Source organism: Alteribacillus bidgolensis, assembly GCF_002886255.1.
GTDB classification, from domain to species: Bacteria; Bacillota; Bacilli; order Bacillales; family Marinococcaceae; genus Alteribacillus; species Alteribacillus bidgolensis.
Map to the genome: position 1 here is coordinate 4,026,214 of NZ_KZ614149.1, position 21,719 is coordinate 4,047,932.

At 39.3% G+C, this 21,719-nt stretch carries 17 protein-coding genes; 11 read left to right on the top strand and 6 right to left on the bottom strand.

What is annotated here, in order from left to right; genetic code table 11:
* Window positions 1-524 precede the first annotated feature (524 nt).
* Window positions 525-1,727, bottom strand: a complete 1,203-nt coding sequence (locus tag CEF16_RS19910; RefSeq protein ID WP_245918014.1) for a Glu/Leu/Phe/Val family dehydrogenase — start codon at window positions 1,725-1,727, stop codon at window positions 525-527.
* 259 nt (window positions 1,728-1,986) lie between these two features.
* On the opposite strand from CEF16_RS19910, the gene CEF16_RS19915 reads away from it, so the two are divergent.
* From CEF16_RS19915 to mqnE, 6 genes are all read left to right on the top strand, one after another.
* Window positions 1,987-3,393 (top strand): sigma-54 interaction domain-containing protein, encoded by a 1,407-nt coding sequence (locus CEF16_RS19915; RefSeq protein ID WP_091585657.1) that lies wholly within the window; start codon window positions 1,987-1,989, stop codon window positions 3,391-3,393.
* Window positions 3,394-3,744: 351 nt separating this feature from the next.
* The gene (locus tag CEF16_RS19920; RefSeq protein WP_091585659.1) at window positions 3,745-4,947 is read left to right on the top strand and encodes an ornithine--oxo-acid transaminase; all 1,203 of its coding nucleotides are present in this window, start codon (window positions 3,745-3,747) and stop codon (window positions 4,945-4,947) included.
* Between the two features lie 19 nt (window positions 4,948-4,966).
* Complete coding sequence (gene pruA / locus CEF16_RS19925) at window positions 4,967-6,514, top strand: L-glutamate gamma-semialdehyde dehydrogenase (protein ID WP_091585661.1); 1,548 nt, start codon at window positions 4,967-4,969, stop codon at window positions 6,512-6,514.
* 384 nt (window positions 6,515-6,898) lie between these two features.
* Entirely contained in the window at window positions 6,899-7,846 is a 948-nt protein-coding gene (gene rocF / locus CEF16_RS19930) for an arginase (protein ID WP_091585793.1), read from the top strand.
* Entirely contained in the window at window positions 7,836-9,200 is a 1,365-nt protein-coding gene (locus tag CEF16_RS19935; protein ID WP_091585663.1) for a YjiH family protein, read from the top strand. Before rocF ends, CEF16_RS19935 begins: the two co-directional genes overlap by 11 nt.
* 235 nt (window positions 9,201-9,435) lie before the next feature.
* Window positions 9,436-10,539: an aminofutalosine synthase MqnE gene (mqnE, locus tag CEF16_RS19940; protein WP_091585665.1), complete on the top strand. Its 1,104-nt coding sequence runs from the start codon at window positions 9,436-9,438 to the stop codon at window positions 10,537-10,539.
* A gap of 200 nt (window positions 10,540-10,739) precedes the next feature.
* Here mqnE and CEF16_RS19945 read toward each other — a convergent pair whose 3' ends face one another.
* Window positions 10,740-11,228 carry a hypothetical protein gene (locus CEF16_RS19945; RefSeq protein ID WP_091585667.1) on the bottom strand — a complete coding sequence of 163 codons (489 nt, stop codon included), beginning with the start codon at window positions 11,226-11,228 and terminating at the stop codon, window positions 10,740-10,742.
* A gap of 282 nt (window positions 11,229-11,510) precedes the next feature.
* Between CEF16_RS19945 and putP the strand changes: the two genes are divergently transcribed.
* Window positions 11,511-12,980: a sodium/proline symporter PutP gene (gene putP / locus CEF16_RS19950; protein WP_091585669.1), complete on the top strand. Its 1,470-nt coding sequence runs from the start codon at window positions 11,511-11,513 to the stop codon at window positions 12,978-12,980.
* A gap of 468 nt (window positions 12,981-13,448) precedes the next feature.
* Here the strand turns inward: putP and CEF16_RS19955 are convergent, their stop codons facing one another.
* Window positions 13,449-13,826 carry a DUF779 domain-containing protein gene (locus tag CEF16_RS19955; protein WP_091585671.1) on the bottom strand — a complete coding sequence of 126 codons (378 nt, stop codon included), beginning with the start codon at window positions 13,824-13,826 and terminating at the stop codon, window positions 13,449-13,451.
* Window positions 13,827-14,034: 208 nt separating this feature from the next.
* A complete protein-coding gene (gene adh, locus CEF16_RS19960; protein WP_091585673.1) occupies window positions 14,035-15,555 on the bottom strand; it encodes an aldehyde dehydrogenase in 1,521 nt (506 codons plus the stop codon).
* Between the two features lie 392 nt (window positions 15,556-15,947).
* Here adh and CEF16_RS19965 point away from each other — a divergent pair, with 392 nt between their 5' ends.
* The 3 genes from CEF16_RS19965 (at window position 15,948) to CEF16_RS25440 (ending at window position 17,328) form a co-directional block, all read left to right on the top strand.
* Window positions 15,948-16,313 carry a hypothetical protein gene (locus tag CEF16_RS19965; RefSeq protein WP_091585675.1) on the top strand — a complete coding sequence of 122 codons (366 nt, stop codon included), beginning with the start codon at window positions 15,948-15,950 and terminating at the stop codon, window positions 16,311-16,313.
* A 15-nt stretch (window positions 16,314-16,328) separates the two neighbouring features.
* Entirely contained in the window at window positions 16,329-16,829 is a 501-nt protein-coding gene (locus CEF16_RS19970; RefSeq protein WP_091585677.1) for a GNAT family N-acetyltransferase, read from the top strand.
* Between the two features lie 292 nt (window positions 16,830-17,121).
* Entirely contained in the window at window positions 17,122-17,328 is a 207-nt protein-coding gene (locus tag CEF16_RS25440) for a nuclease-related domain-containing protein (protein WP_367888742.1), read from the top strand.
* A gap of 299 nt (window positions 17,329-17,627) precedes the next feature.
* Here CEF16_RS25440 and CEF16_RS25010 read toward each other — a convergent pair whose 3' ends face one another.
* Complete coding sequence (locus CEF16_RS25010) at window positions 17,628-17,762, bottom strand: hypothetical protein (protein WP_281259197.1); 135 nt, start codon at window positions 17,760-17,762, stop codon at window positions 17,628-17,630.
* Between the two features lie 324 nt (window positions 17,763-18,086).
* On the opposite strand from CEF16_RS25010, the gene rlmD reads away from it, so the two are divergent.
* The gene (gene rlmD / locus CEF16_RS19985) at window positions 18,087-19,478 is read left to right on the top strand and encodes a 23S rRNA (uracil(1939)-C(5))-methyltransferase RlmD (RefSeq protein ID WP_091585683.1); all 1,392 of its coding nucleotides are present in this window, start codon (window positions 18,087-18,089) and stop codon (window positions 19,476-19,478) included.
* Window positions 19,479-19,764: 286 nt separating this feature from the next.
* On the opposite strand, the gene CEF16_RS19990 is transcribed toward rlmD, so the two are convergent.
* A complete protein-coding gene (locus CEF16_RS19990) occupies window positions 19,765-21,642 on the bottom strand; it encodes a glycoside hydrolase family 15 protein (RefSeq protein WP_091585685.1) in 1,878 nt (625 codons plus the stop codon).
* Between the last annotated feature and the right edge of the window lie 77 nt (window positions 21,643-21,719).

Here is a 21,719-nt window from a genome sequence, read left to right on the forward strand (position 1 = left end):
GGAAAATTTCCGATGAATATGCTCGTGCTTTAAATTATGGTGTTTCCGTTTTAAAGATAGATGATCAACGATACAACAAAACGAATCAAGAAGAAGAGTATCGAGAAACGTTTTCGAAAAGAAATGATTGATTTGTCCGTAAAGAGTATTTTATCTTGAAGTTAAGTCTTCAATAAAAGAACGCTTTAATGGAATTTAAATGGAATAAGAATAAAGCCAGAAAACCACTAAAATTAGTGGTTTTCTGGCTTTTTTATGACATCAGTCCATGTTAACGACTTCTCAAGCTTAAAATAGTGAATGTCCGATTGAGTACAAACGATATGGAATTGTTGATCTTTATTAGAAATGGAAAATAATTGAAAAAGAGTTGACTTTAAACACTGCTCTTTTTTGAGGTTTCAATATGTGTTCGTAAAGCTTATGGTTGTACATGTACATTGGTTACTTTTCCATAATGCGGACATAGGACTTCGTGTGTTCTTTGAAACATTACTCATTCCTCCTTAGAAAGTTATTTTTATTTATATCCAGCCTCGGAAACGACTGGCTTCAGCCATTTTTCTGGTACCTGCGATATAGGCAGCTGTACGCATGTCAGATTTGTAACGTGATGCTGTTTCATACACTTTATGAAAAGAATGTACCATTTTAGTATGCAGCTTATGGTCCACTTCTTCTTCTGACCAGTAATATCCCTGGTTGTTTTGTACCCATTCGAAGTAAGAAACAATTACACCCCCTGAGCTGGCTAACAAATCCGGGATTAATAAAATATTGTTATCGGTTAGAATTTTAGTAGCTTTTGAAGTTGTTGGTCCATTTGCAGCTTCTACCACTATTTTTGCTTTAATACGGCCGGCATTTCGTTCGGTGATTTGATTAGCAATAGCAGCTGGGATAAGAATGTCACACTCTTTTTCCATGAGTTCTTCATTCGTAATCGTATTCTTAAATTGATTGGTTACCATTCCAAAACTGTCTCTGCGTTCGTTCAATGTAGAGATATCAAGTCCGTCCGGATCATACAAAGCACCCAGCACATCGCTGATCCCAACCACTTGTGCACCTTTGTCGTACAAAAACTTGGCAATGAAGCTTCCTGCATTCCCAAAACCTTGAATAATGACCCGAGCGTCCTCCAATTTTTTGTTTAATACGTTGACTGCTTCTTCTATACATATGAGCACGCCTCTCGCTGTTGCTGTTTCCCGGCCCTGAGATCCACCGAGTACAACTGGTTTCCCGGTGATAAATCCAGGTGAATCAAATTCTTTGATGCGGCTGTATTCATCCATCATCCAGGCCATAATTTGGGAGTTCGTATACACATCAGGGGCGGGAATGTCTTTGGTTGGTCCGACAATTTGGCTGATCATTCGAACATATCCTCGACTTAAACGTTCGAGTTCTGCAAATGACATTTGCCGGGGGTCGCAAATGACTCCGCCTTTACCTCCGCCATATGGTAAATTGTTAATTCCGCATTTTAGACTCATCCAAAGAGAAAGAGATTTTACTTCTTCCTCAGAAACGGAAGGGTGAAAACGAACACCGCCTTTCGTTGGGCCAACCGCATCATTGTGCTGCGCTCGAAACCCTGTAAAAACCTGCGTACGTCCGTTGTCCATACGTACTGGAATACGGACTGTCATCATTCTAACGGGCTCTTTTAGTAATGCAAACATTTCATCCGGGTAACCGAGTTTGTTGGTTGCATTTTTCATCGTAGCTTGCGCTGATTGTAATAAAGAAGTGGCTGACGACTTTTGTTCGGTAATGGTAGTCATAAAATGCTGCCTCCTTAATTAAAAACTTACTACTCTCTTATTCAAGAATTGTGCCAAGTTAGAAATATATAAAATCCCCATTAAAAGCCTATGGGAAGAAAATAATTTTTGCTTTTATGAAATGAAACTGGTATTATGAAGAAAAATTTTTAAAGAAAAGAAAAATAATTTTTTATATTTTATAAGGGTGATATCAATGACAGATATAGAAAAAACCCAACAAGGAATTATTTATGAAAAATTAATGGATGAGATTGATACTGGAGTACACGCAGTAGATTCAACAGGAAAAACAATTATTTATAATGTCAAAATGTCAGAAATTGAAAATATGAATGCACAAGAAGTCTTGAACAAACATATATCAGAAGTGTTTAAATTTAACGAAGGACAGGAAAGTACACTTGAAAATGCTCTTTCAAAGGGAATTGAATCGAGAAACGTTAAACAGACGTATTTGAATAACAAAGGTATAGAAATTACAACTATTAATAACACCTTTCCTGTGAAACAAAACGGTACCATTGTTGGAGCACTAGAGGTAACAAAAGACATTACAAAACTTGAGAGAATGGTACAAGAAAATATGAAGAGGGGACATCGCAAGTATTCATTTGACAGCATTATCGGCAGAAGCTCCGAAATTAAAGAAGTTATTGATCAAGCCAAGCGAGCCACTAGGACGAGTTCTTCTATTCTGATAATTGGGGAGACGGGGACGGGAAAAGAAATTTTTGCCCAAAGTATCCACAATGGAAGCAGTCGTTCCTCTGGCCCTTTTATTAGTCAAAACTGTGCTGCCTTGCCCGACAGCTTAATTGAAGGTATTTTATTTGGTACAAAAAAAGGCGCATTTACGGGTTCTGAAGACCGCCCAGGGTTATTTGAACAAGCGGAAGGGGGAACGCTGCTTCTTGATGAGATTAATTCGCTCAGCCCTAATTTACAGTCGAAATTACTTCGAGCTATTCAAGAAAAAACTATTCGAAGAGTCGGGGACACAAAAGAAAGGGAAACGGATATCCGTCTGATCGCAACAATGAATGAAGATCCCATTGATGCTGTGACAGAAGGGCGTCTCCGAAAGGACTTGTATTACCGGCTTAGCGTTGTATCGTTATTCATACCGCCTCTGCGTGATAGAAAAGACGATATGAAAGAACTAGTTGATTTTTTTATGAATTCATACAATGAACTGTTTCAATTAAATGTAAAAGAGATAAGTGACGGGGTTCAGCGCTTTTTCCAGGAATATCACTGGCCGGGTAATGTTCGAGAGGTAGAACACGTTATTGAAGGAGCAATGAACTTGATAACCGATGAAGAGAAAATAGAAGAAAAACACCTTCCGCGGCATTTACGTAAAAGACTGGTAGTGGAAGAAAATAACAATCCTCAAAAAAATTCAAAGGACTTAATGGAGATACACATAGAAAATTGTTCATTGAAGGAATATTTATTTGATAAAGAAAAAGCTTATGTAAAAAAAGTTCTGGAACAAAACGATTACCATATAAAAAAAACAGCTGATACACTTGGTCTAAGCAGGCAAAGTTTGCAATACCGCCTTAAAAAATTGGGAATCAAAAAAATAAGAGTGTAATAAAATCATCCTGTACAAGGATGATTTTTTCTTGTTCTACTTTTGGAAAGTTTAACTTTGTTAAAGGAACAAAGTATAAGAAAAACTACGACTTCCGCCATAAGGACTTGGCGGTAAGCCAAGTTTTCCTAATATTAGAGAATAAATTTATTGGGATGATAATAAAAGTACAACGACACCTTTAAGGGAAAAACGCAAAATAATTTTTAAAATAAAGAAAAATTTTAATCATAAGAAAAATAATTTTTCATACCCAATCGAAAAGGAACTGTTTATACGCAATTTTTACATTGGCATGGATATTGCATTTATATAGTTTGAAATTTTAAAAAAGAGAGAAGGAGATAAGTCATGACGTTAATAACACCTACTCATTCGATTATTAAACATACAGAAAAATATGGTGCAAGAAACTATCATCCTTTACCGATAGTTATATCAAAGGCAGAGGGTGTTTGGGTAGAAGATCCTGAAGGTAGAAGGTATATTGACATGTTAAGTGCATACTCTGCATTAAACCAAGGTCATCGCCACCCCAAAATTATTCAGGCTTTAAAAGATCAGGCTGACAAAGTAACGCTGACATCCCGGGCATTCCACAATGACCAATTGGGCACATTTTATGAAAAAGTCTGCAGCCTGACTAATAAAGAAATGGTGCTGCCGATGAACACGGGGGCTGAAGCGGTGGAAACAGCTATTAAAGCCATTCGCCGTTGGGGATATGATAACAAAAATATTAAAGAAGGAATGGCAGAAATTATTGCTTGTGAAGGGAATTTCCATGGAAGAACAATGTCAGCCGTTTCTTTGTCATCAGAAGAAGAATATAAACGCGGCTTCGGCCCGATGCTTCCGGGAATTAAGATTGTTCCTTACGGTGATATTGATGCTTTAAAAGCAGCCATTACACCGAACACAGCCGGATTTTTGCTGGAACCTATTCAGGGAGAAGCAGGAATTGTTATTCCTCAGGACGGTTTCCTGAAAGAAGCAAAAGAGGTGTGCGAGGAAAATAGCGTGCTGTTTGCAGCTGATGAAATTCAAAGCGGCCTTGGACGTACAGGAAAAACATTTGCGTGTGACTGGGAAGAGGTAGAACCGGATATGTATATTCTCGGTAAAGCTCTTGGGGGCGGAGTTTTTCCGATTTCCTGTCTAGCTGCAAATGCAAACATCCTTAGTGTATTTAATCCTGGTTCTCATGGGTCTACTTTTGGAGGTAATCCGCTTGGGGCAGCTGTTTCTGTCGCAGCACTGGATGTGTTGGAAGAAGAAAATTTGGTAGAGCGTTCTCAAAAACTTGGAAACTACTTTAAAGCGAGAATTAGCGACATCGATAACCCGAAAATTAAAGAAATCCGAGGGAAAGGTCTCTTTATCGGAGTAGAGCTTACAGAAGCGGCTCGTCCTTATTGTGAAAAACTAAAGGAAAAAGGATTGCTTTGTAAAGAAACGCATGAAACCGTCATTCGTTTTGCGCCGCCTCTTGTCATTTCGGAAGAGGACTTAGAATGGGCAATTGAAAAAATTGAAGAAGTACTAAGCGCCTAATAAAGAGAGGAGAATAATTATGTATACAGCTTATAGACATGAACCATTTACAGACTTTACAAAAGAAGATAACATCAAAGATTTCCAAAACGCATTAGAAAAAGTAGAAGGGTACCTTGGAGAAGATTATCCGCTTCTCATTGATGGTGAAAAACTTACTACCGATGACAAGCTGGTTTCTTACAACCCAGCTGATAAAGAAAAAGTCATTGGAAATGTTTCAAAAGCAACACCGGAATTAGTCGACAAAGCATTTGATGCGGCAAGCCGAGCATTTGAAACGTGGAGACATACTAATCCTTCAGCAAGAGCGGAAATTTTATTCCGTGGTGCTGCAATTATGCGCCGCCGCAAACACGAACTATCTGCATTACTCGTTAAAGAGGCAGGAAAGCCTTGGAAAGAAGCAGATGCGGATATCGCTGAAGCTATCGACTTTCTCGAATACTACGCTCGTCAAATGATTGAATTAAAAGCAGGGAAGCCAATCAACAGCCGTGACGGAGAATACAACCAATTTATGTACCAGCCAATGGGTGTAGCAGTTACTATTCCACCTTGGAATTTTGCTGGAGCAATTATGGCAGGAACTACGGTAGCACCACTTGTTACAGGAAACACTGTACTTCTAAAACCTGCTGAACCGACACCAGTTATTGCTGCTAAATTTGTAGAGATTCTTGAAGAAGCAGGTACACCAAAAGGCGTTATTAACTTCGTCCCTGGCGACCCTTCTAAAATCGGTGATTATTTAGTAGATCATCCAAAAACTTCTATCATCACTTTCACAGGTTCAAGGGCAACCGGTCTTCGCGTGTTCCAGCGCGCAGCTGTTGTTCAGGAAGGCCAGTACCATTTAAAACGAGTTCTTGCAGAAATGGGAGGCAAAGATACCGTCGTTGTAGACAATGAAGCAAATCTTGATACTGCAGCAGAAGCGATTATCACCTCTGCATTTGGTTTCTCAGGGCAAAAATGTTCTGCTGGTTCTCGAGCTGTTGTACATGAAGATGTGTATGATGAAGTGCTGAAACGAGTGGAAGCACGCACAAAAGAACTAACATTAGGTGATCCTGTTTGTAAAGATAACTATATGGGCCCCGTTATTAACCAAAAAGCATTTGACAAAATTACTAGTTACATCGAAATCGGCAAAGAAGAAGGCCGTCTCGTTACAGGCGGTGATGCAGACAGCTCAAAAGGATATTTCATTCAGCCAACTGTATTTGCAGATGTTGATCCAAAAGCTCGTATTATGCAAGAAGAAATTTTTGGGCCAGTAGTGGCTTTTTCGAAAGCTAAAGATTATGATGAAGCGCTTGAAATTGCAAATAACACAGAATACGGTTTAACAGGTGCTGTGATTTCTAACAACAGCGAAAACCTTGAAAAGGCAAAACATTATTTCCATGTCGGCAATTTATATTTCAACCGAAACTGCACAGGTGCTATTGTCGGATACCATCCGTTTGGCGGCTTTAAAATGTCGGGAACCGATGCAAAAGCTGGCGGACCGGATTATCTTCTTCAATACATGCAGCCGAAGACGATCAGCCAAATGCTGTAATAGGTAAAAATAATGATAAAGATTTTCCAAAACTGCCTCTACTTACATTGAGTGCAGTTTTGGGATTTCTTTTGATAAATTAATTTGAAGCCGCATACAGACCCGGTCACATAAACCACTGATATTCCTTTTTTGCACATGAGAGAATTAGCTATAGCAAGGGCGTTGAGAAAAAGCGACATTTAAGGTAAGATTTTTTCGTGCCATAGGAAAGATTATCCCAAAAGGAGGGGGGTTTTGGTTTAAGGAGCAAAAAATCTTTTATTCTTACAACTAATTATAGTAAGGATAGGAGAACAATCATATACAAACAACCAGTACTCATCACTAGAAAAGAGGTAAAAGATAACCTTAAGTTGTATGACAGGGAGGATAAGTATGAGCATGCCGAAAAATATTTCTATAATTGGAGTTCCAATGGATTTAGGACAAATTCGCAGAGGAGTAGACATGGGACCTAGTGCTGTGCGCTATGCAGGGCTTTCTGAGCAGGTGGAGGAATTAGGATATAAGGTAAACGATAAAGGAAACATTCCTGTTGAAAGGCCGGCCTCAAGTTTGCAGGGAGAAGGGTTAACTAATCTGCAGGCAATAATTCAAGCTAGTACTCACCTAGCCGCTGTCTTCTCAGAAATAAAACAGGCTGGAGATTTTCCACTTGTATTAGGAGGGGATCATAGCGTAAGTATAGGTTCAGTGGCAGCCGCTGGGATGCATGACGAAAATCTGGGATTAATTTGGTATGATGCGCATCCTGATTTAAATACGGAGGAAACCTCCCCTTCAGGAAATATTCATGGGATGCCGCTAGCGGTAAGTTTAGGTATAGGAAATCAACAACTAACAAGCATAGGGCAGAAATTACCGAAAGTGAAACCTGAAAATATTGTAATCGTAGGGGCTCGTTCTATTGATGAAGGAGAAAAAGAATGTATTAAAAAACATGGTATTAAAACTTTTACTATGCACGATATCGATAGACTTGGCATGACCCGAGTAATGGAAAAAACGATCGAATATTTAAAAAATAAAACGAGTAATGTTCATTTAAGCTTTGACTTGGATTCAATTGACCCCCAAGATGCTCCAGGAGTAGGTACTCCTGTATTAGGCGGTATTTCATACAGAGAAAGTCATTTAGCTTTCGAAATGCTCTCAGAAGCGGATATTATTACCTCGGCAGATATAGTAGAAGTAAATCCTATATTGGATCAAAAAAATCAAACGGCTCATGTTGCTGTAGAACTCATAACATCCTTGTTTGGAAAAAAACTGCTTTATTCCCCTTCGCCTGAAGATAAAAAAATAATGGGGGTGGAGTATGGGAATTGAGAAGCCTAAGGAAAAACATAATAAGGTTTATTCCATGAGAAATATATTACAATGTGTTATCCCCTCCTTAGCAGGGATTATATTATTTATGGTGCCTATTGGTGTGGAAGGTGAGATTACGATACCAGTTGCCTATTTGGCAGATCGTTTAACGACATTGTTAGAGACAGCAATCCCATTTATTGTAGTTTCTCTTTTGTTTATTACAACAGCAGGGGCAATTTTACGCCCGAAATTTCTCGTACATACTCCTTTTTTAAGAGCCCTTTTTTATATAAGCCCAACCTGGGTTGTTATCAGGGCTGTCGGTCTGGTATATGGAGTATTAACATTATTTAAAGTAGGACCAGAGATGGTGTGGTCCGTAAATACGGGTGGTTTGTTATTTTATGATTTGATCCCTCTTTTATTCTCCATTTTTTTGTTTGCAGGTTTATTTCTGCCTTTGTTATTAAATTATGGTTTGCTGGAATTTTCAGGAACATTATTAAAGAAGGTAATGCGCCCGGTGTTTACCCTTCCAGGCCGTTCTTCTATAGACTGTATTACATCTTGGCTCGGGGATGGAACGATTGGAGTTTTGTTAACAAGCAAGCAATATGAAGAGGGATACTATTCACAAAGAGAAGCAACTGTTATTGGCACTACATTTTCCGTTGTATCAATTACATTCACAATTGTTGTCTTAAGCTATATGGAACTTGACCAATATTTTTTCCAATACTATGCAACTATCTTTCTTACGGGATTTATACTGGCCATTGTTCTTCCACGTATTCCTCCGCTTTCCCTTAAATCTAAAAGGTACGCGGATGGAAAAGAGAATCATGGGGAAAAAGATTTCGTTTCATATGGACCATCTTTATTAAAAAGAGGGTTTTATCAAGCGGTAAAACGTGCTTCTGACAGCAATAGTGTAAGCGCTTTTTTGAAAAACGGGGCTAAAAATGTAATGGAGATGTGGCTTGGTGTCCTTCCGGTTGTTATGGCCATAGGCACTACTGCGCTGGTTATTGCTGAGTATACTCCTATGTTTGAGTATCTAGGAATGCCTTTAATTCCTATTTTGAATGTTATGCAGATACCAGAAGCAGCTGAAGCAGCTCAAACATTAGTTATCGGTTTTGCAGATATGCTATTGCCCGCGATTATTGGCAGTGGTATTGAAAGTGAGTTAACTAAATTTGTTATAGCCTGCATTTCAGTGACACAACTTGTTTATTTATCAGAAGTAGGCGGCTTATTACTTGCCTCTAAAATACCTATTCGTTTTTTAGATTTAGTGCTTATATTTTTTGAGCGCACATTAATAGGTCTGCCAATTATCGTAGCCGCCGCTCATATCATTTTTTAGTTGTTTAGAAAAGAAATATATTCAGGTAAAGGATAAGTTGATTAAAAAACGGAGACAAAAACCGGTTTAATTTTCTACTTTTTGAATAAGTGTTACGATTTATGGTGGAAAAAAATTATATTTAATACTAGCCGGCTTTTGTTTATAATGAATCTAGGTCACTGTTCATGTTTATAACTACTTGTTGTCATATTGTATGTGTGATTTGGACGTTTTCATAATCAACTAGGAGGTTATTATCTTGTTAATACAAAGTGATACCACTTCTCGCCTTAATAACATAAAAGAAAAAGTAGAAAATAATGTTAGGCTATCCATGGAAGACGGCTTGTTTCTATATAACTCAGAGGACTTGTTAACCATTGGCGAGCTGGCTAATCAAGCTAACTTAAAAAAGAATGGCAAAAAAACATATTTCGTGGAAAATATGAGTCTATACTTCACCAATGTATGTGAAGCCACTTGTGCTTTTTGCCACTTCAAAAGAAAACCAGGTGAAGACGGAGCATATACAAATTCTCCTATGGAAATGGTAGAACAAGTAAAAGAACGTATTACACCTAATGTAAAGGAATTTCATATCACTGGCGGCCATAACACGGAAGTTCCTTTTGATTATTATGTGGATTCTATAAGGACGTTAAAAGAACACTTCCCGGATGTGACCATAAAGGCTTATACAGGGGCTGAAATTGAATTTTTCTCTAGACAAAGCGGTCTTAGTTATAAAGAGGTACTTAACAAGCTGAAAGACGCCGGCCTTTCATCGCTAACAGGCGGGGGAGCAGAAATTTTATCAGAAAGATACCGGAAAAAAATGAGTGTAAATAAAGCAACAACCGAACAATGGCTAGACGTACATCGCAGCGCTCATTCTTTAGGTATCCCTACCCATGCAACCATGCTTTACGGATCGATTGAAACGCTCGAAGAAAGACTTCAGCATATGATTTATTTGCGTGAGCTTCAAGATGAAACAAACGGCTTTTTAGTATTTATTCCACTGGCTGTTCAGCCGAAAAGCACCAATTCAAAAATAACAAAAAGAACAAGTGCCGTAGAAGACTTAAAGACAATAGCTATCAGTCGTTTGATGCTGGATAATTTTCAACACATAAAGTCCTATTTTATTACATTAGGTACACAAGTAGCACAGCTGGCATTAAACTTTGGGGCGTCAGATATCCATGGAACGCTCATCGAGGAACGAATTAGTCATTCCGCTGGCGCTTTGTCTCCAAAAGGTTTAACAAGAGATGAATTAGTATACCTAGTAAAAGAAGCAAATCGTATTCCAGTAGAAAGAGATACACTTTATAACGAATTAAAAACATACTAAACAAAAGAAAGATGGAGCCATTCTTGAAGTGAAATGGCTCCATTTTATTATCGTTTGAACGAACCCTGGATCTCTTGTGCAGCTTCTTTTTCGTAACTAGTTTTTTTGGTTAGTTTGAACTTTCATATGTACCCGTGCTGCTGTCAAAGGAATCTTCCCAATGGTTATTGTTTTCCTCTTCCTGATTTTTATATGTCCCTTCAAACCCATTTTTGTTCAAATGAAGCGTTTCTATCTTCCGTTTGAGTATTTTCTCGTTCTGTAGCGGAGAAAGAGAATTCTGACGGCTCTAGAGAATGGTCCTCTTTTTCGTTGCTGTCGTCTAAGCTGGGTGTTGGATGAAAAAGACGGTTCCACAGTTGACCGAAAGATCCAAATTCAAAACCAAAGCTGTTCCAATGGTTAGAAAAGGATGCCTCTTCAGAATCGGATTTTTCTGTATTGCCGGTTGATTTCCATTTTTGATCGAAATCTTTAAGTTTTTCTTCTTCTGATCGAGTATCTTCTTCAGATTTTTCCGCTTCTTCTTGTGCTTCTTTCCACGTTTTCTCCCATTCTTCTTGGGTCATGTTTTCTTCTGTTTCATGGTTCTCTTTAGGTTGTTCCCAAAAAGAATGTTCAGAAGCAGCTCCTAATTGGAGAGGAACAAGTAAGCTTGTACTAACAATAATGATTGCAGCTTTTTTCAATACGTGATGTCCTTTCACACCATATTCTTAAGAACATAGTAGCATAGAACATGCATCGTTCCTATTCATTTTAGGAATGTTAAAAAGGAATTTTGCAGAATGACTATAAAATCTTCATAATATAATAGGAACTAAAGGATTTCGTAGGTAATTTAAAAGATAAGGGGGGGATAAGATGGAACATGCTTTAACCGGCGCAACGTGGTTTTGGCTTCTGGTACCAATGCCATTACTCATTATTTTATCTATTATTACTTACTTTACGGAAAAGGGGAATAAACAGTGAATGCTCCGACGCTGATTACATTTTTAATTTACTTAATTGGAATGTTTTCCATTGGTCTTATTTTTTACAAATTAACGAATAACCTATCTGATTATGTTTTAGGGGGAAGAAAACTTGGCGGAGCTGTCGCAGCATTAAGTGCTGGAGCTTCAGATATGAGCAGCTGGCTGATTCTTGCTTTGCCAGGAGCTATGTACATTGGCGGGATGAGTGAAATTTGGCTTCCGATCGGACTTGCTGTGGGTGCCTATTTAAATTGGCAGTTTATGGCGAAGCGATTACGCCGTTATACAGAAATCTCTAACAATTCCATTACCATCCCGGATTTTTTGGAGAATCGTTTTAGAGATCAGTCTAAAGTGTTAAGAATTGTATCTGCTGTTTTTATTTTATTATTTTTTGCTTTTTACACATCTTCTGGTCTTGTGGGCGGGGCAACGTTATTTGTGCAATCATTTGGCTGGGAGTACACAACAGCTCTTTGGATTGGCGTTGCTATTATTATTACGTATACGTTTCTTGGCGGCTTTTTGGCCGTCAGCTGGACCGACTTTTTCCAAGGTATTATTATGTTTTTAGCGCTAATTGTCGTACCGATAGTCGCCATTACCGAAATGGGCGGCTGGGGCAATATGATTGCAGCTGCAGGAGAAGTAGATGCTGCTTACTTGGACGCATTTGCTGGTACATCTGCGATTGGGATTATTTCTCTATTAGCCTGGGGACTAGGATATTTTGGACAGCCTCATATCATTACAAGGTTTATGGCTATTCGTTCAGAACAAGAAGTTCCAAAAGCACGTTTGATCGGTATTACATGGATGGTGTTGTCTTTGTTTGGCGCCATATTCACTGGGTTTGTCGGTATCGCATACTTTGCAGGAGCAGGACCGGGAAATGCGCTAGCTGAAGGAGCTCATGAAACGGTCTTCATTGCTTTCACTCAGCTGCTTTTTAATCCTTGGATTGCTGGATTCCTATTAGCTGCTATATTAGCTGCTATTATGAGTACAATTGATTCACAGCTTTTGGTGTCATCGAGCGCTTTGGCCGAAGACTTTTATAAAGGATTGTTTCGTCCAAGTGCAAAAGAGCAGGAACTTGTGTGGATTGGTCGTGTCGGAGTATTGTTGATTGCGTTAATTGCCACATTATTAGCTTACAACCCTAACAGTACAGTCCTGGAGCTGGTGGAATATGCCTGGGCTGGATTTGGGGCAGTATTTGGACCGGTTATTCTTCTGTCGCTGTTTTGGAGGAGAACAACAAAGTGGGGGGCGCTTGCTGGTATGGTTGCCGGGGGACTAACGGTTATTCTTTGGGCTATTCCAGAAGGCGGTTTGTTCGATTTATATGAACTCGTTCCAGGGTTTTTAGCCGGCGGATTAGCTGTTATTCTTGTCAGTTATATCGATCAGGAACCCGTTTATGAAATTACGGAGGAATTTGATAAAGTAAAGGGATAACAGACGTTTAAAACGCGCTCACAGGAAAAAACTCCTGTTAGCGCGTTTTGAACATTGGTATGCGTTTCAGGGCTCGTACTTTTCTTATGTAGAATTTCTAGTAGCCTCTTCTTATATTAAAAATGGACCAAATACCTGTTGTGATGGAGACAATAATACTACCAATGATAAACCAATGCATGATCAATCCAAACCCCTTTCTTCAAGCTTCACAACTCTTTACTATTTAAAAGAATAGTATGGTTTCTGAAAAAAATCAATGAAAAAAGAAAGAACGTTTACATTTAAAATACTTCGTTTTTAATGTTCCTGCTTTAGACTAAAATATGTAGGTCCTCTTTAGAAAAAAAATCCTATTTACAGATTAAGCTTTAATAAGATTAAAAACTTACATATTGTAAAGGACGTATAGAAAAAGGGTGTTCTATAAGCAGATAATGCTTTTTAGAACACCCTTTGTCACTGTGGTCAAGTTTGCGTCCTTTCTTCTTCCTGCAGCGCTTTACGTTCTTCTTCAGAATATACTCTAGAACGAGTTAAAAACCGTTTACCTTCCGGACCTTCAAGAGAGAACATGCCGCCGCGTCCATCTACCACGTCAATAATGAGCTGCGTATGCTTCCAGTATTCGTATTGGTCTTTTGAAATATAAAAGGGCATGCCGCCAATCTGGCCTAAATACATATCACTGCTGCCTACTTTAAAATCTCCTTCCGGAAAACACATTGGAGAACTTCCGTCACAACAGCCCCCTGATTGGTGAAACATCAATGGGCCATGCCGCTCTTTTAATTTTTCAATCAATTCAAGGGCTCCATCGGTGGCCGTTACTTTTTTTACTTTCAAAGAAAGTCACCCTTTCCTTAAATAATCATAGGCGCGCCCTGATGAATGTGCTGGTAGTTACAGAAATTCTGCGCTGTTTTGTCAGAACCTGGGCGCTGACAATGGTTTAGTATTATTAATAGTATTATCCCTATACCCGCTAAGATGAATGGTGTAACTGAAAAAGCAGGCGAGGGCAGTTAATAACTGCACCGGCCTGCAAATAATTTTAAAAGAAACCTAGAGCATTGTCGCTGTAGCTGATCAGCAAGTTTTTCGTTTGCTGGTAATGATCAAGCATCATTTTGTGGTTTTCTCGGCCGATACCTGATTTTTTGTAGCCGCCAAAGGCTGCATGAGCTGGATAATCATGATAACAATTGGTCCAAACGCGGCCGGCTTCAATTTCGCGGCCGAAGCGGTAAGCTGTATTAATATCGCGGGTCCAAATTCCAGCTCCTAATCCGTAAAGTGTATCGTTTGCAACAGACAAAGCTTCTTCTTTTGTTTTAAAGGTTGCCACAGAGAGGACGGGGCCGAAAATCTCTTCTTGGAAGACACGCATTTTATTGGAGCCTTTAAAAATAGTCGGCTGTACATAATATCCATTGGCAAGTTCTCCGTTTAGTGCGTTTTTGCCGCCGCCGGCCAGAACTTCGGCTCCTTCTTGTTTCCCTATATCAAGATAAGACATAATTTTTTCCATCTGTTCTTGAGAGGCCTGCGCACCCATCATCGTATCGGTATCAAGCGGGTGTCCGGTTTTTATTGATTCAACCCGCTGCAGCGCTCGTTCCATAAAGCGATCGTAAATCGATTCATGAATAAGAGCGCGGGAAGGACATGTACAAACTTCCCCTTGGTTTAAAGCAAACATGACGAAACCTTCAATTGCTTTATCAAGAAACTTATCGTCTTCTCTCATCACATCTTCAAAAAAGATGTTCGGAGATTTACCGCCAAGCTCTAAAGTGACAGGAATGATATTCTCGGAAGCATACTGCATGATCAAACGGCCGGTTGTTGTTTCTCCGGTAAACGCTACTTTGGAAATGCGGCTGTTTGAAGCAAGCGGCTTCCCGGCTTCTACACCAAAACCATTTACTATATTTAACACACCAGGCGGGAGAAGGTCTTTAATAAGGTCAAGCAGGACATGAATGGAAGCAGGTGTTTGTTCTGCCGGCTTTAAAACGATGCAGTTACCAGCTGCAAGTGCAGGAGCAATCTTCCATGTGGCCATTAACAGCGGGAAGTTCCATGGAATAATCTGCCCAACAACGCCAAGAGGCTCATGAAAATGATAAGCAACCGTATCATCGCTAATTTGACTTATCGTACCTTCCTGTGTACGAATGACACCGGCAAAATATCGGAAATGATCAACAGCAAGCGGAATATCTGCATTTAATGTTTCACGAACAGCTTTTCCGTTTTCCCACGTTTCCGCAACAGCCAGCATTTCTAAATTTTCTTCGATACGATCAGCTATTTTATTTAAAATATTGCCGCGTTCAGCAGGAGATGTTCTGCCCCAAGCGTCTTTCGCTTGATGCGCAGCATCAATAGCGAGTTCCACGTCTTCTTCGGTAGAACGAGACATTTGACAAAAAACTTCCCCAGTGACAGGCGTAACGTTATCGAAATATTCGCCTTTTACAGGTGCTTTGTATTCGCCTCCGATAAAATTGTCGTATCGATCTTTAAAATTTACAAGACTTCCAGATGTATTAGGTGCATCATAACGCATATAATTCTATCCCCTTTCTGTTTGTAGAAAAGTTGTTTGGAAGAAAAAGCACCAAACCTGCTAGATTGATAGACTTTAGACCTTCAACCCTCCTTCCATTTTATTTGAAATCGTTTACACTTCATTATTTTACCATTACTGGTGAAAAATTTAAAATAATTTATTTATATACGTCGTAATGATTCGTAATTTAGTATTCCATCCAAATTTTTCACATTCATAATTGTCGAATTGAACTAATTATTTAACTAATCATTCAATTAGACCAGGGAAAGCATTTGAAATATTATAAACGTTTTCATTTGAAGGGAAGAATGTTTTTTCATATACTATAAGGAACCCTATCTAACAACTAGGACAACGATAGACAGCGAAGAAGGAGTACCATTAAAATGCTAAAAAGTATTTTGCAAGTGGTTTTTTTTATTGCGGTAGGTGCACTGATTTTCAATGATTTTTTCCCGCATACTCCCTTTGCAGTTAATATATCTACTACAGCCATTTTATTCATTATGGTTGTGACAATCATTGCTTCTGTTGCAGTTCCTTCGATTCGACGTACGTTCAGCCCGTGGTCAAGCTTTCGTTTTAAATTAATATTAACCATTTATGTTGTCGCGCTTATTACAGGATTTACGCTTATTGGAGGATCATCAACCGCAGGGTTTGACTTGTATAGTCCATTATTCATTGTACTCGTTTTACTGCAGACATTCTTATTGATTAACGAATATCGACGACTAAATAGGAAGCAATAGGATGGAGGTGTATTTTTGAAATATACGTTTGAACGGTTGCAAAAGCAGCACTGGCCTGAAGTAAAAGAAATTTATGAAATGGGAATAGAAACAGAAATTGCTACATTTGAAACGAAAGCTCCATCGTGGGAAATCTGGTCAGCAACTCATGATCTCATCTGCCGCCTTGTTGCCCTAGAAGTAGAAACCAATGAAGTGCTTGGATGGGCCGCTATTTCACCGGTTTCCAACCGGGCGGTATATGATGGTGTAGGGGAAACGAGTATATACATAAGAGGCGATATCCGCGGTCAGGGACTCGGGACAGCTTTATTAAAAGAGTTAATAGCCGTAACAGAAAAAGAAGGCTACTGGATGCTTCAAGCTGGCATTTTTCCAGAAAACCGAAACAGCATCAAAATTCACGAAGGGGCAGGATTTCGAAAAGTCGGCACACGTGAGCGGATCGGACAGTTGAATGGCGTTTGGCGAGATGTCGAATTGTTCGAAAGACGAAGTGATGTAGCAGGGGTATAACCGATAAACGGTTGTACCCTCTTTTTTTGTTTTGGTTTAGCTTGGCGTTGTCAGCAGCTAGAGGGGTAATCAGCGAAAAAATTGTCGGAATGAGCGAAAAATTTGTCACTTCAATCGAAAATTTAAATTTTATCATCGAAAAGGAAAATCGCTCTCTCGTATCGAATGAAACATCCAAGTAGAAAGAGAAGTGATAGATTGATCATTAAACCCCGAACTATGCCCCTCCAACTCCAAAAAACTGAAAGCACTGGAAAGAAGGCTGTCACCAGAACACCCTAAACGTTTCGTAATAGAAAAAGATGCAGCCAAATGGTTCGCTGGTTATAAAGGCGAACAATCCATTGACTATCCACTAACTTTTCTCCCCTCAAACAAATTCTATATTCGCCACGGTCTTAGATTGTTCGATGGCTCCCATTATTTTCAGATCGACACATTAATATTATCCTGGGATTTTTTTCTTATTTTAGAGGTGAAAATATCTCCGGAACATTAATTTTTGATTCCGATTTTACCAGTTTATAAGAAAGAATGGAGAGAAGGAAGAAGCATTTCTGTATCCACTTATCCAGGTCAGCCGGCATCAAGTCCAGCTTTCCACTTGCCTTCAGCTCTCTGTGCCGATTGAAGCGTTAGTTGTTATTGGCAACAATCATGCTAGTTTAAAACGAACAGGATAGAAAATGTATGAAAACGTGATACATGGTTCGCTTCTTCATGATAAAATCAACCATCTCCAGAGTCACTACCCCAAATCGTTTGACAGGTGCTCACAAGGTTAGAAAACAAGATATATTAAAACAATATGGAATCCCTCCGTCCAAGGTTATAAAGGGAGTACAATGTCCAGAATGCTTCCGTTTCCCCATGCAGCGCCAGCATGGCAGCTGGCAATGCCCCTTGTGCAGTCACCGCTCTAAAACCGCACACCTTCAAGCTCTCCGTGATTATTTCCTTCTTTTTTCTTCGGTAATATCAAACAGAGAAGCAAGAGTGTTTCTACATGCTTCGTCTCCACACACTGAAAAAGGTTTCTGCAATCGCACGGTTCTACTCGACTCGGTGCCTCGAACAGAGGAGCGAAATATTTATTGAGGTTCGCTGATAAAGCTGCTTTTTTCAATTGAAGCGATAAATTTTTCGCTGATAACCGCAGCAAATTCGCTGACAAACTCCAGCACAAGTTTAAAAACCCATTTTTGTGATACAATGGCTCATATCTTAAAAGTACGGAAAAAGAAAGGATCAGCATTAATGAAAAAGAAACAAGCGGTCCAAGCACCGGTTCAAAAAAATGATTTGATAACGGCAGAATTTGAAGACCTCACTCATGACGGGGCGGGAGTCGCCAAGATCGACGGCTATCCGCTGTTTGTTCCATATGGCATCCCAGGCGAAAAAGCAGAAATTAAAGTGATAAAAACGAAAAAGAATTACGGATTTGGAAGATTGATGGAACGAATCGAGGAAAGCGACGACCGGACTGATCCGCCTTGTCCGATTTATTATCAGTGCGGCGGCTGCCAGATCCAGCATATGACGTATGATGCCCAGCTTCGTTACAAGCAAAAGCAAGTCCAGGACGCTGTGACACGAATTGGCGGACTGGAAAATGTAACGGTTCATCCGACTATAGGAATGAAAGACCCATGGCGCTATCGCAACAAAGCACAGGTGCCGATCGGAACAAGAGAAGACGGCCATTTAAAGGCCGGTTTCTATCAAAAACGCTCGCACCGCATTATTGACATGGAAGCCTGTATCATCCAGCAGAAAGAAAACGACGACCCGGTGCAAGCCATAAAGGAAATGGCCGATAAATATAACATTAAAGCGTACGACGAAGAAAAACACCGCGGCACGCTCCGCCACGTCGTCACCCGTTATGCGAAAAATACCGATCAGCTCATGATTGTACTGGTGACAAACGGTCCGGACCTTCCGCATAAAAAAAATTTAATAGAAGATATTCGTCACGGCATTCCAAACGTCGCTTCGATTGTGCAAAACATCAATAACAAACGAACCAATGTGATATTTGGCGACAAAACCATCGTATTATGGGGCGAAGAATATATTTATGACACCATCGGCGATGTCAAATTCGCGATATCGGCACGTTCGTTTTACCAAGTAAACCCTGCGCAGACGAAAGTCCTCTATGACAAAGCACTTGAATATGCAGAACTTCGTGGAAATGAAACCGTCATTGATGCATATTGCGGTATCGGCACGATTTCTCTGTTTCTAGCTCAAAAAGCAAAACATGTTTACGGCGTAGAAATTGTGCCAGAAGCAGTATCCGATGCCAAACGGAATGCTCGTTTGAATAAAATAGATAATGTCGATTTTGCTGTCGGAGAAGCAGAAGAAGTGATTCCCTGGTGGCATAAAGCACACGGCATCCAGCCCAATGTCATCGTCGTTGACCCGCCCCGCAAAGGCTGCGACGAAACACTATTAGACACTATGCTCTCCATGAAACCCGAACGTATTGTTTACGTGTCCTGCAACCCCGCAACTTTGGCCAGGGATTTGAAGCTATTAGAAAAAGGCGGTTATGAAACGAAGGAAGTACAGCCCGTTGACATGTTTCCGCAGACTACACATGTGGAGTGTGTGACGTGGTTAGAGAGAAAGTTATAGGCTCAACGATAAACTCTTCCGATTGAGTGAAATCTGAAGAGATTTTTTGGGCAGAACCTATTGAAAAGTTTCTGCTTTTCAGATTTTGTAATTAATTACGGTGAACCGTACCATAAATAAATGAGGTTTATATCATTATATGTTTGTGCAATAAAATATGGGGAAAGTGAGGATTCAACAACTTTCTCCATAGTAGAGCAGATTGAGTAACAATAACAATTAATAAAAGCTTTTTAATATTTATTCATTTTATGGTGGTTAAACCAATGATATATTTTTGAGAATATTAGGATTGATCCCTGTCATATAAATTTTCATATAACAATAGTGATCTTATTATACCTGATTGAGAATAACTTGGCATTCCAATCCCTCTTGGTCGACCTTTGCTGTACAATAATTCAGGTAAGAGACCACAAAAGGCACTGTTATTGTAATTATGGTTAAAGTACTTCCAAGCTTGGTTTACATCATTATTAATTAAAAATGCTTCACCCAACCAGAAGGTGGGCCCGGTCCACGGCTTTAAATCCCCTTCTTCTGTTGTTAAACTCTCATGTCTCCAAATACCTCCAATAAATGGGTCTTCTAATCTTTGCTGAATGGCTTTTAGCGTTGGTTTTAACCATTCTTTTGGAAATATTGGAAATTCGGAAAAGAATAATGTAACAGATGCATCTAATAACTTTGTTTCCATAGACCGAGTTACAATTCCGTTATGGACGTTATGTTTGGAGATGGCCAGTAATAGTTCATTTGCTCCCTGTCTAAATTGATTGGCTTTCTCATTTTCATAGATTGCTTCAGCCATTTCAGCACCCCTAATTAATCCGAATGCGGAAATAGCAGAGGTCCATGTCATATGTTCGAATGTTTCCCCTAAATGCGGCCCAAAAGTTTCCCAAATCCCTGCATCTGGGAAGATAAGCCCACTTGAATCGCGGTTCTTCAAAATCCATTCGGCCGAATGGTTTATAATTGGCCAGAGATCAAGTATGATTGTATCTTCTTTTACTAAGGACCAAACTTGCCATATTCCATATAAAATGAGTCCTGTAGTGTCATTTTCAAATGCATGTTCGTTCGGTAAACGTGTAACAACATTATATGCAAAATAATAATTTCCATCTGGACGCTCGATTAAATAACTAAGCGTTGCATATAAAGCCCTTACCGCATCTTCTAGGTGACCCGCTAGTGCTAAAGTAGATGTAATCCATAAACTATCACGAATCCATACATTGCCTTGGTAAGGTTTAAATCCGATGATAATAGGAGTTCCGTCTTTCTGCAGGCTCATTTTTGTTAACGTGTTACTAACTCTCCAAAAATATTCTAGCTCAGGCGTGAGCGTATCGATCTCAACTGTTTTATTGTGCCAGGCTTGCCATACTTTCAATGTTTGATGTTCACTTTGATTAATGAGGGCCAATGTTTTCTCTAATTCTTGAAGGGCCTCCTCTTTAGAAGTCCCTGCTGCAAATACTTGATAGACGGGCTTACTATATTCTGGACCTGAGATCGTTTGAGCAGGAATTTTAAAGACTAAAGGAACCGGAAGCAAACTATGTTCAAAGATGGTTACCTGACCTCCAGTTACAGCTTTAGAAATATCCCCTGTTATTCCTTCAGAAGACGGAGAAACAGTCGTTGCCAGCCATTGATTTTCGGAAATTCGAGAAATAAAGGTGTTATTAATTCTTTGTACAATGTTTTGTAGATGTATAACAGGATAGATTGATGCTTCTGAAGGATTGTTGCGTCGAGTCTTGATTTCAATGGAGCGTATGAAAGAATTCATGTTAGGAGGAGCCCATGTTTTTGTCCTGACTACAGTATTCCCTTTATGAGAGACTACTTCATATATTCCGTAACCATTTAAATATTGAGTACTATTTAGTGAAATAATTTCCCCGATTTGTCCCAACTTCGCTTGTACGATGCCGTATGGATCATACCAAACTTTCTCATTATGATCTTTAACTAGTACATATGAACCTGGGTAATCTAAAAGTGAACTTGACATGTCAAAGTTTTTAAAAAAAAGCTGACTTATTTTATCAATTGGACGACAGCCTTTATCATATTGTTGTAGCCAAGCTAATACATTGCCATTAGAAACAGGAGCATGATTATCTTGGTTTTTACCAATAAAATAATTCATTCATTCAACCCTTCAATGAGGAAAATTAGGCCGCCAATAAATAATAATATTATAGCTTAGTGAATTTTATGTTTTGA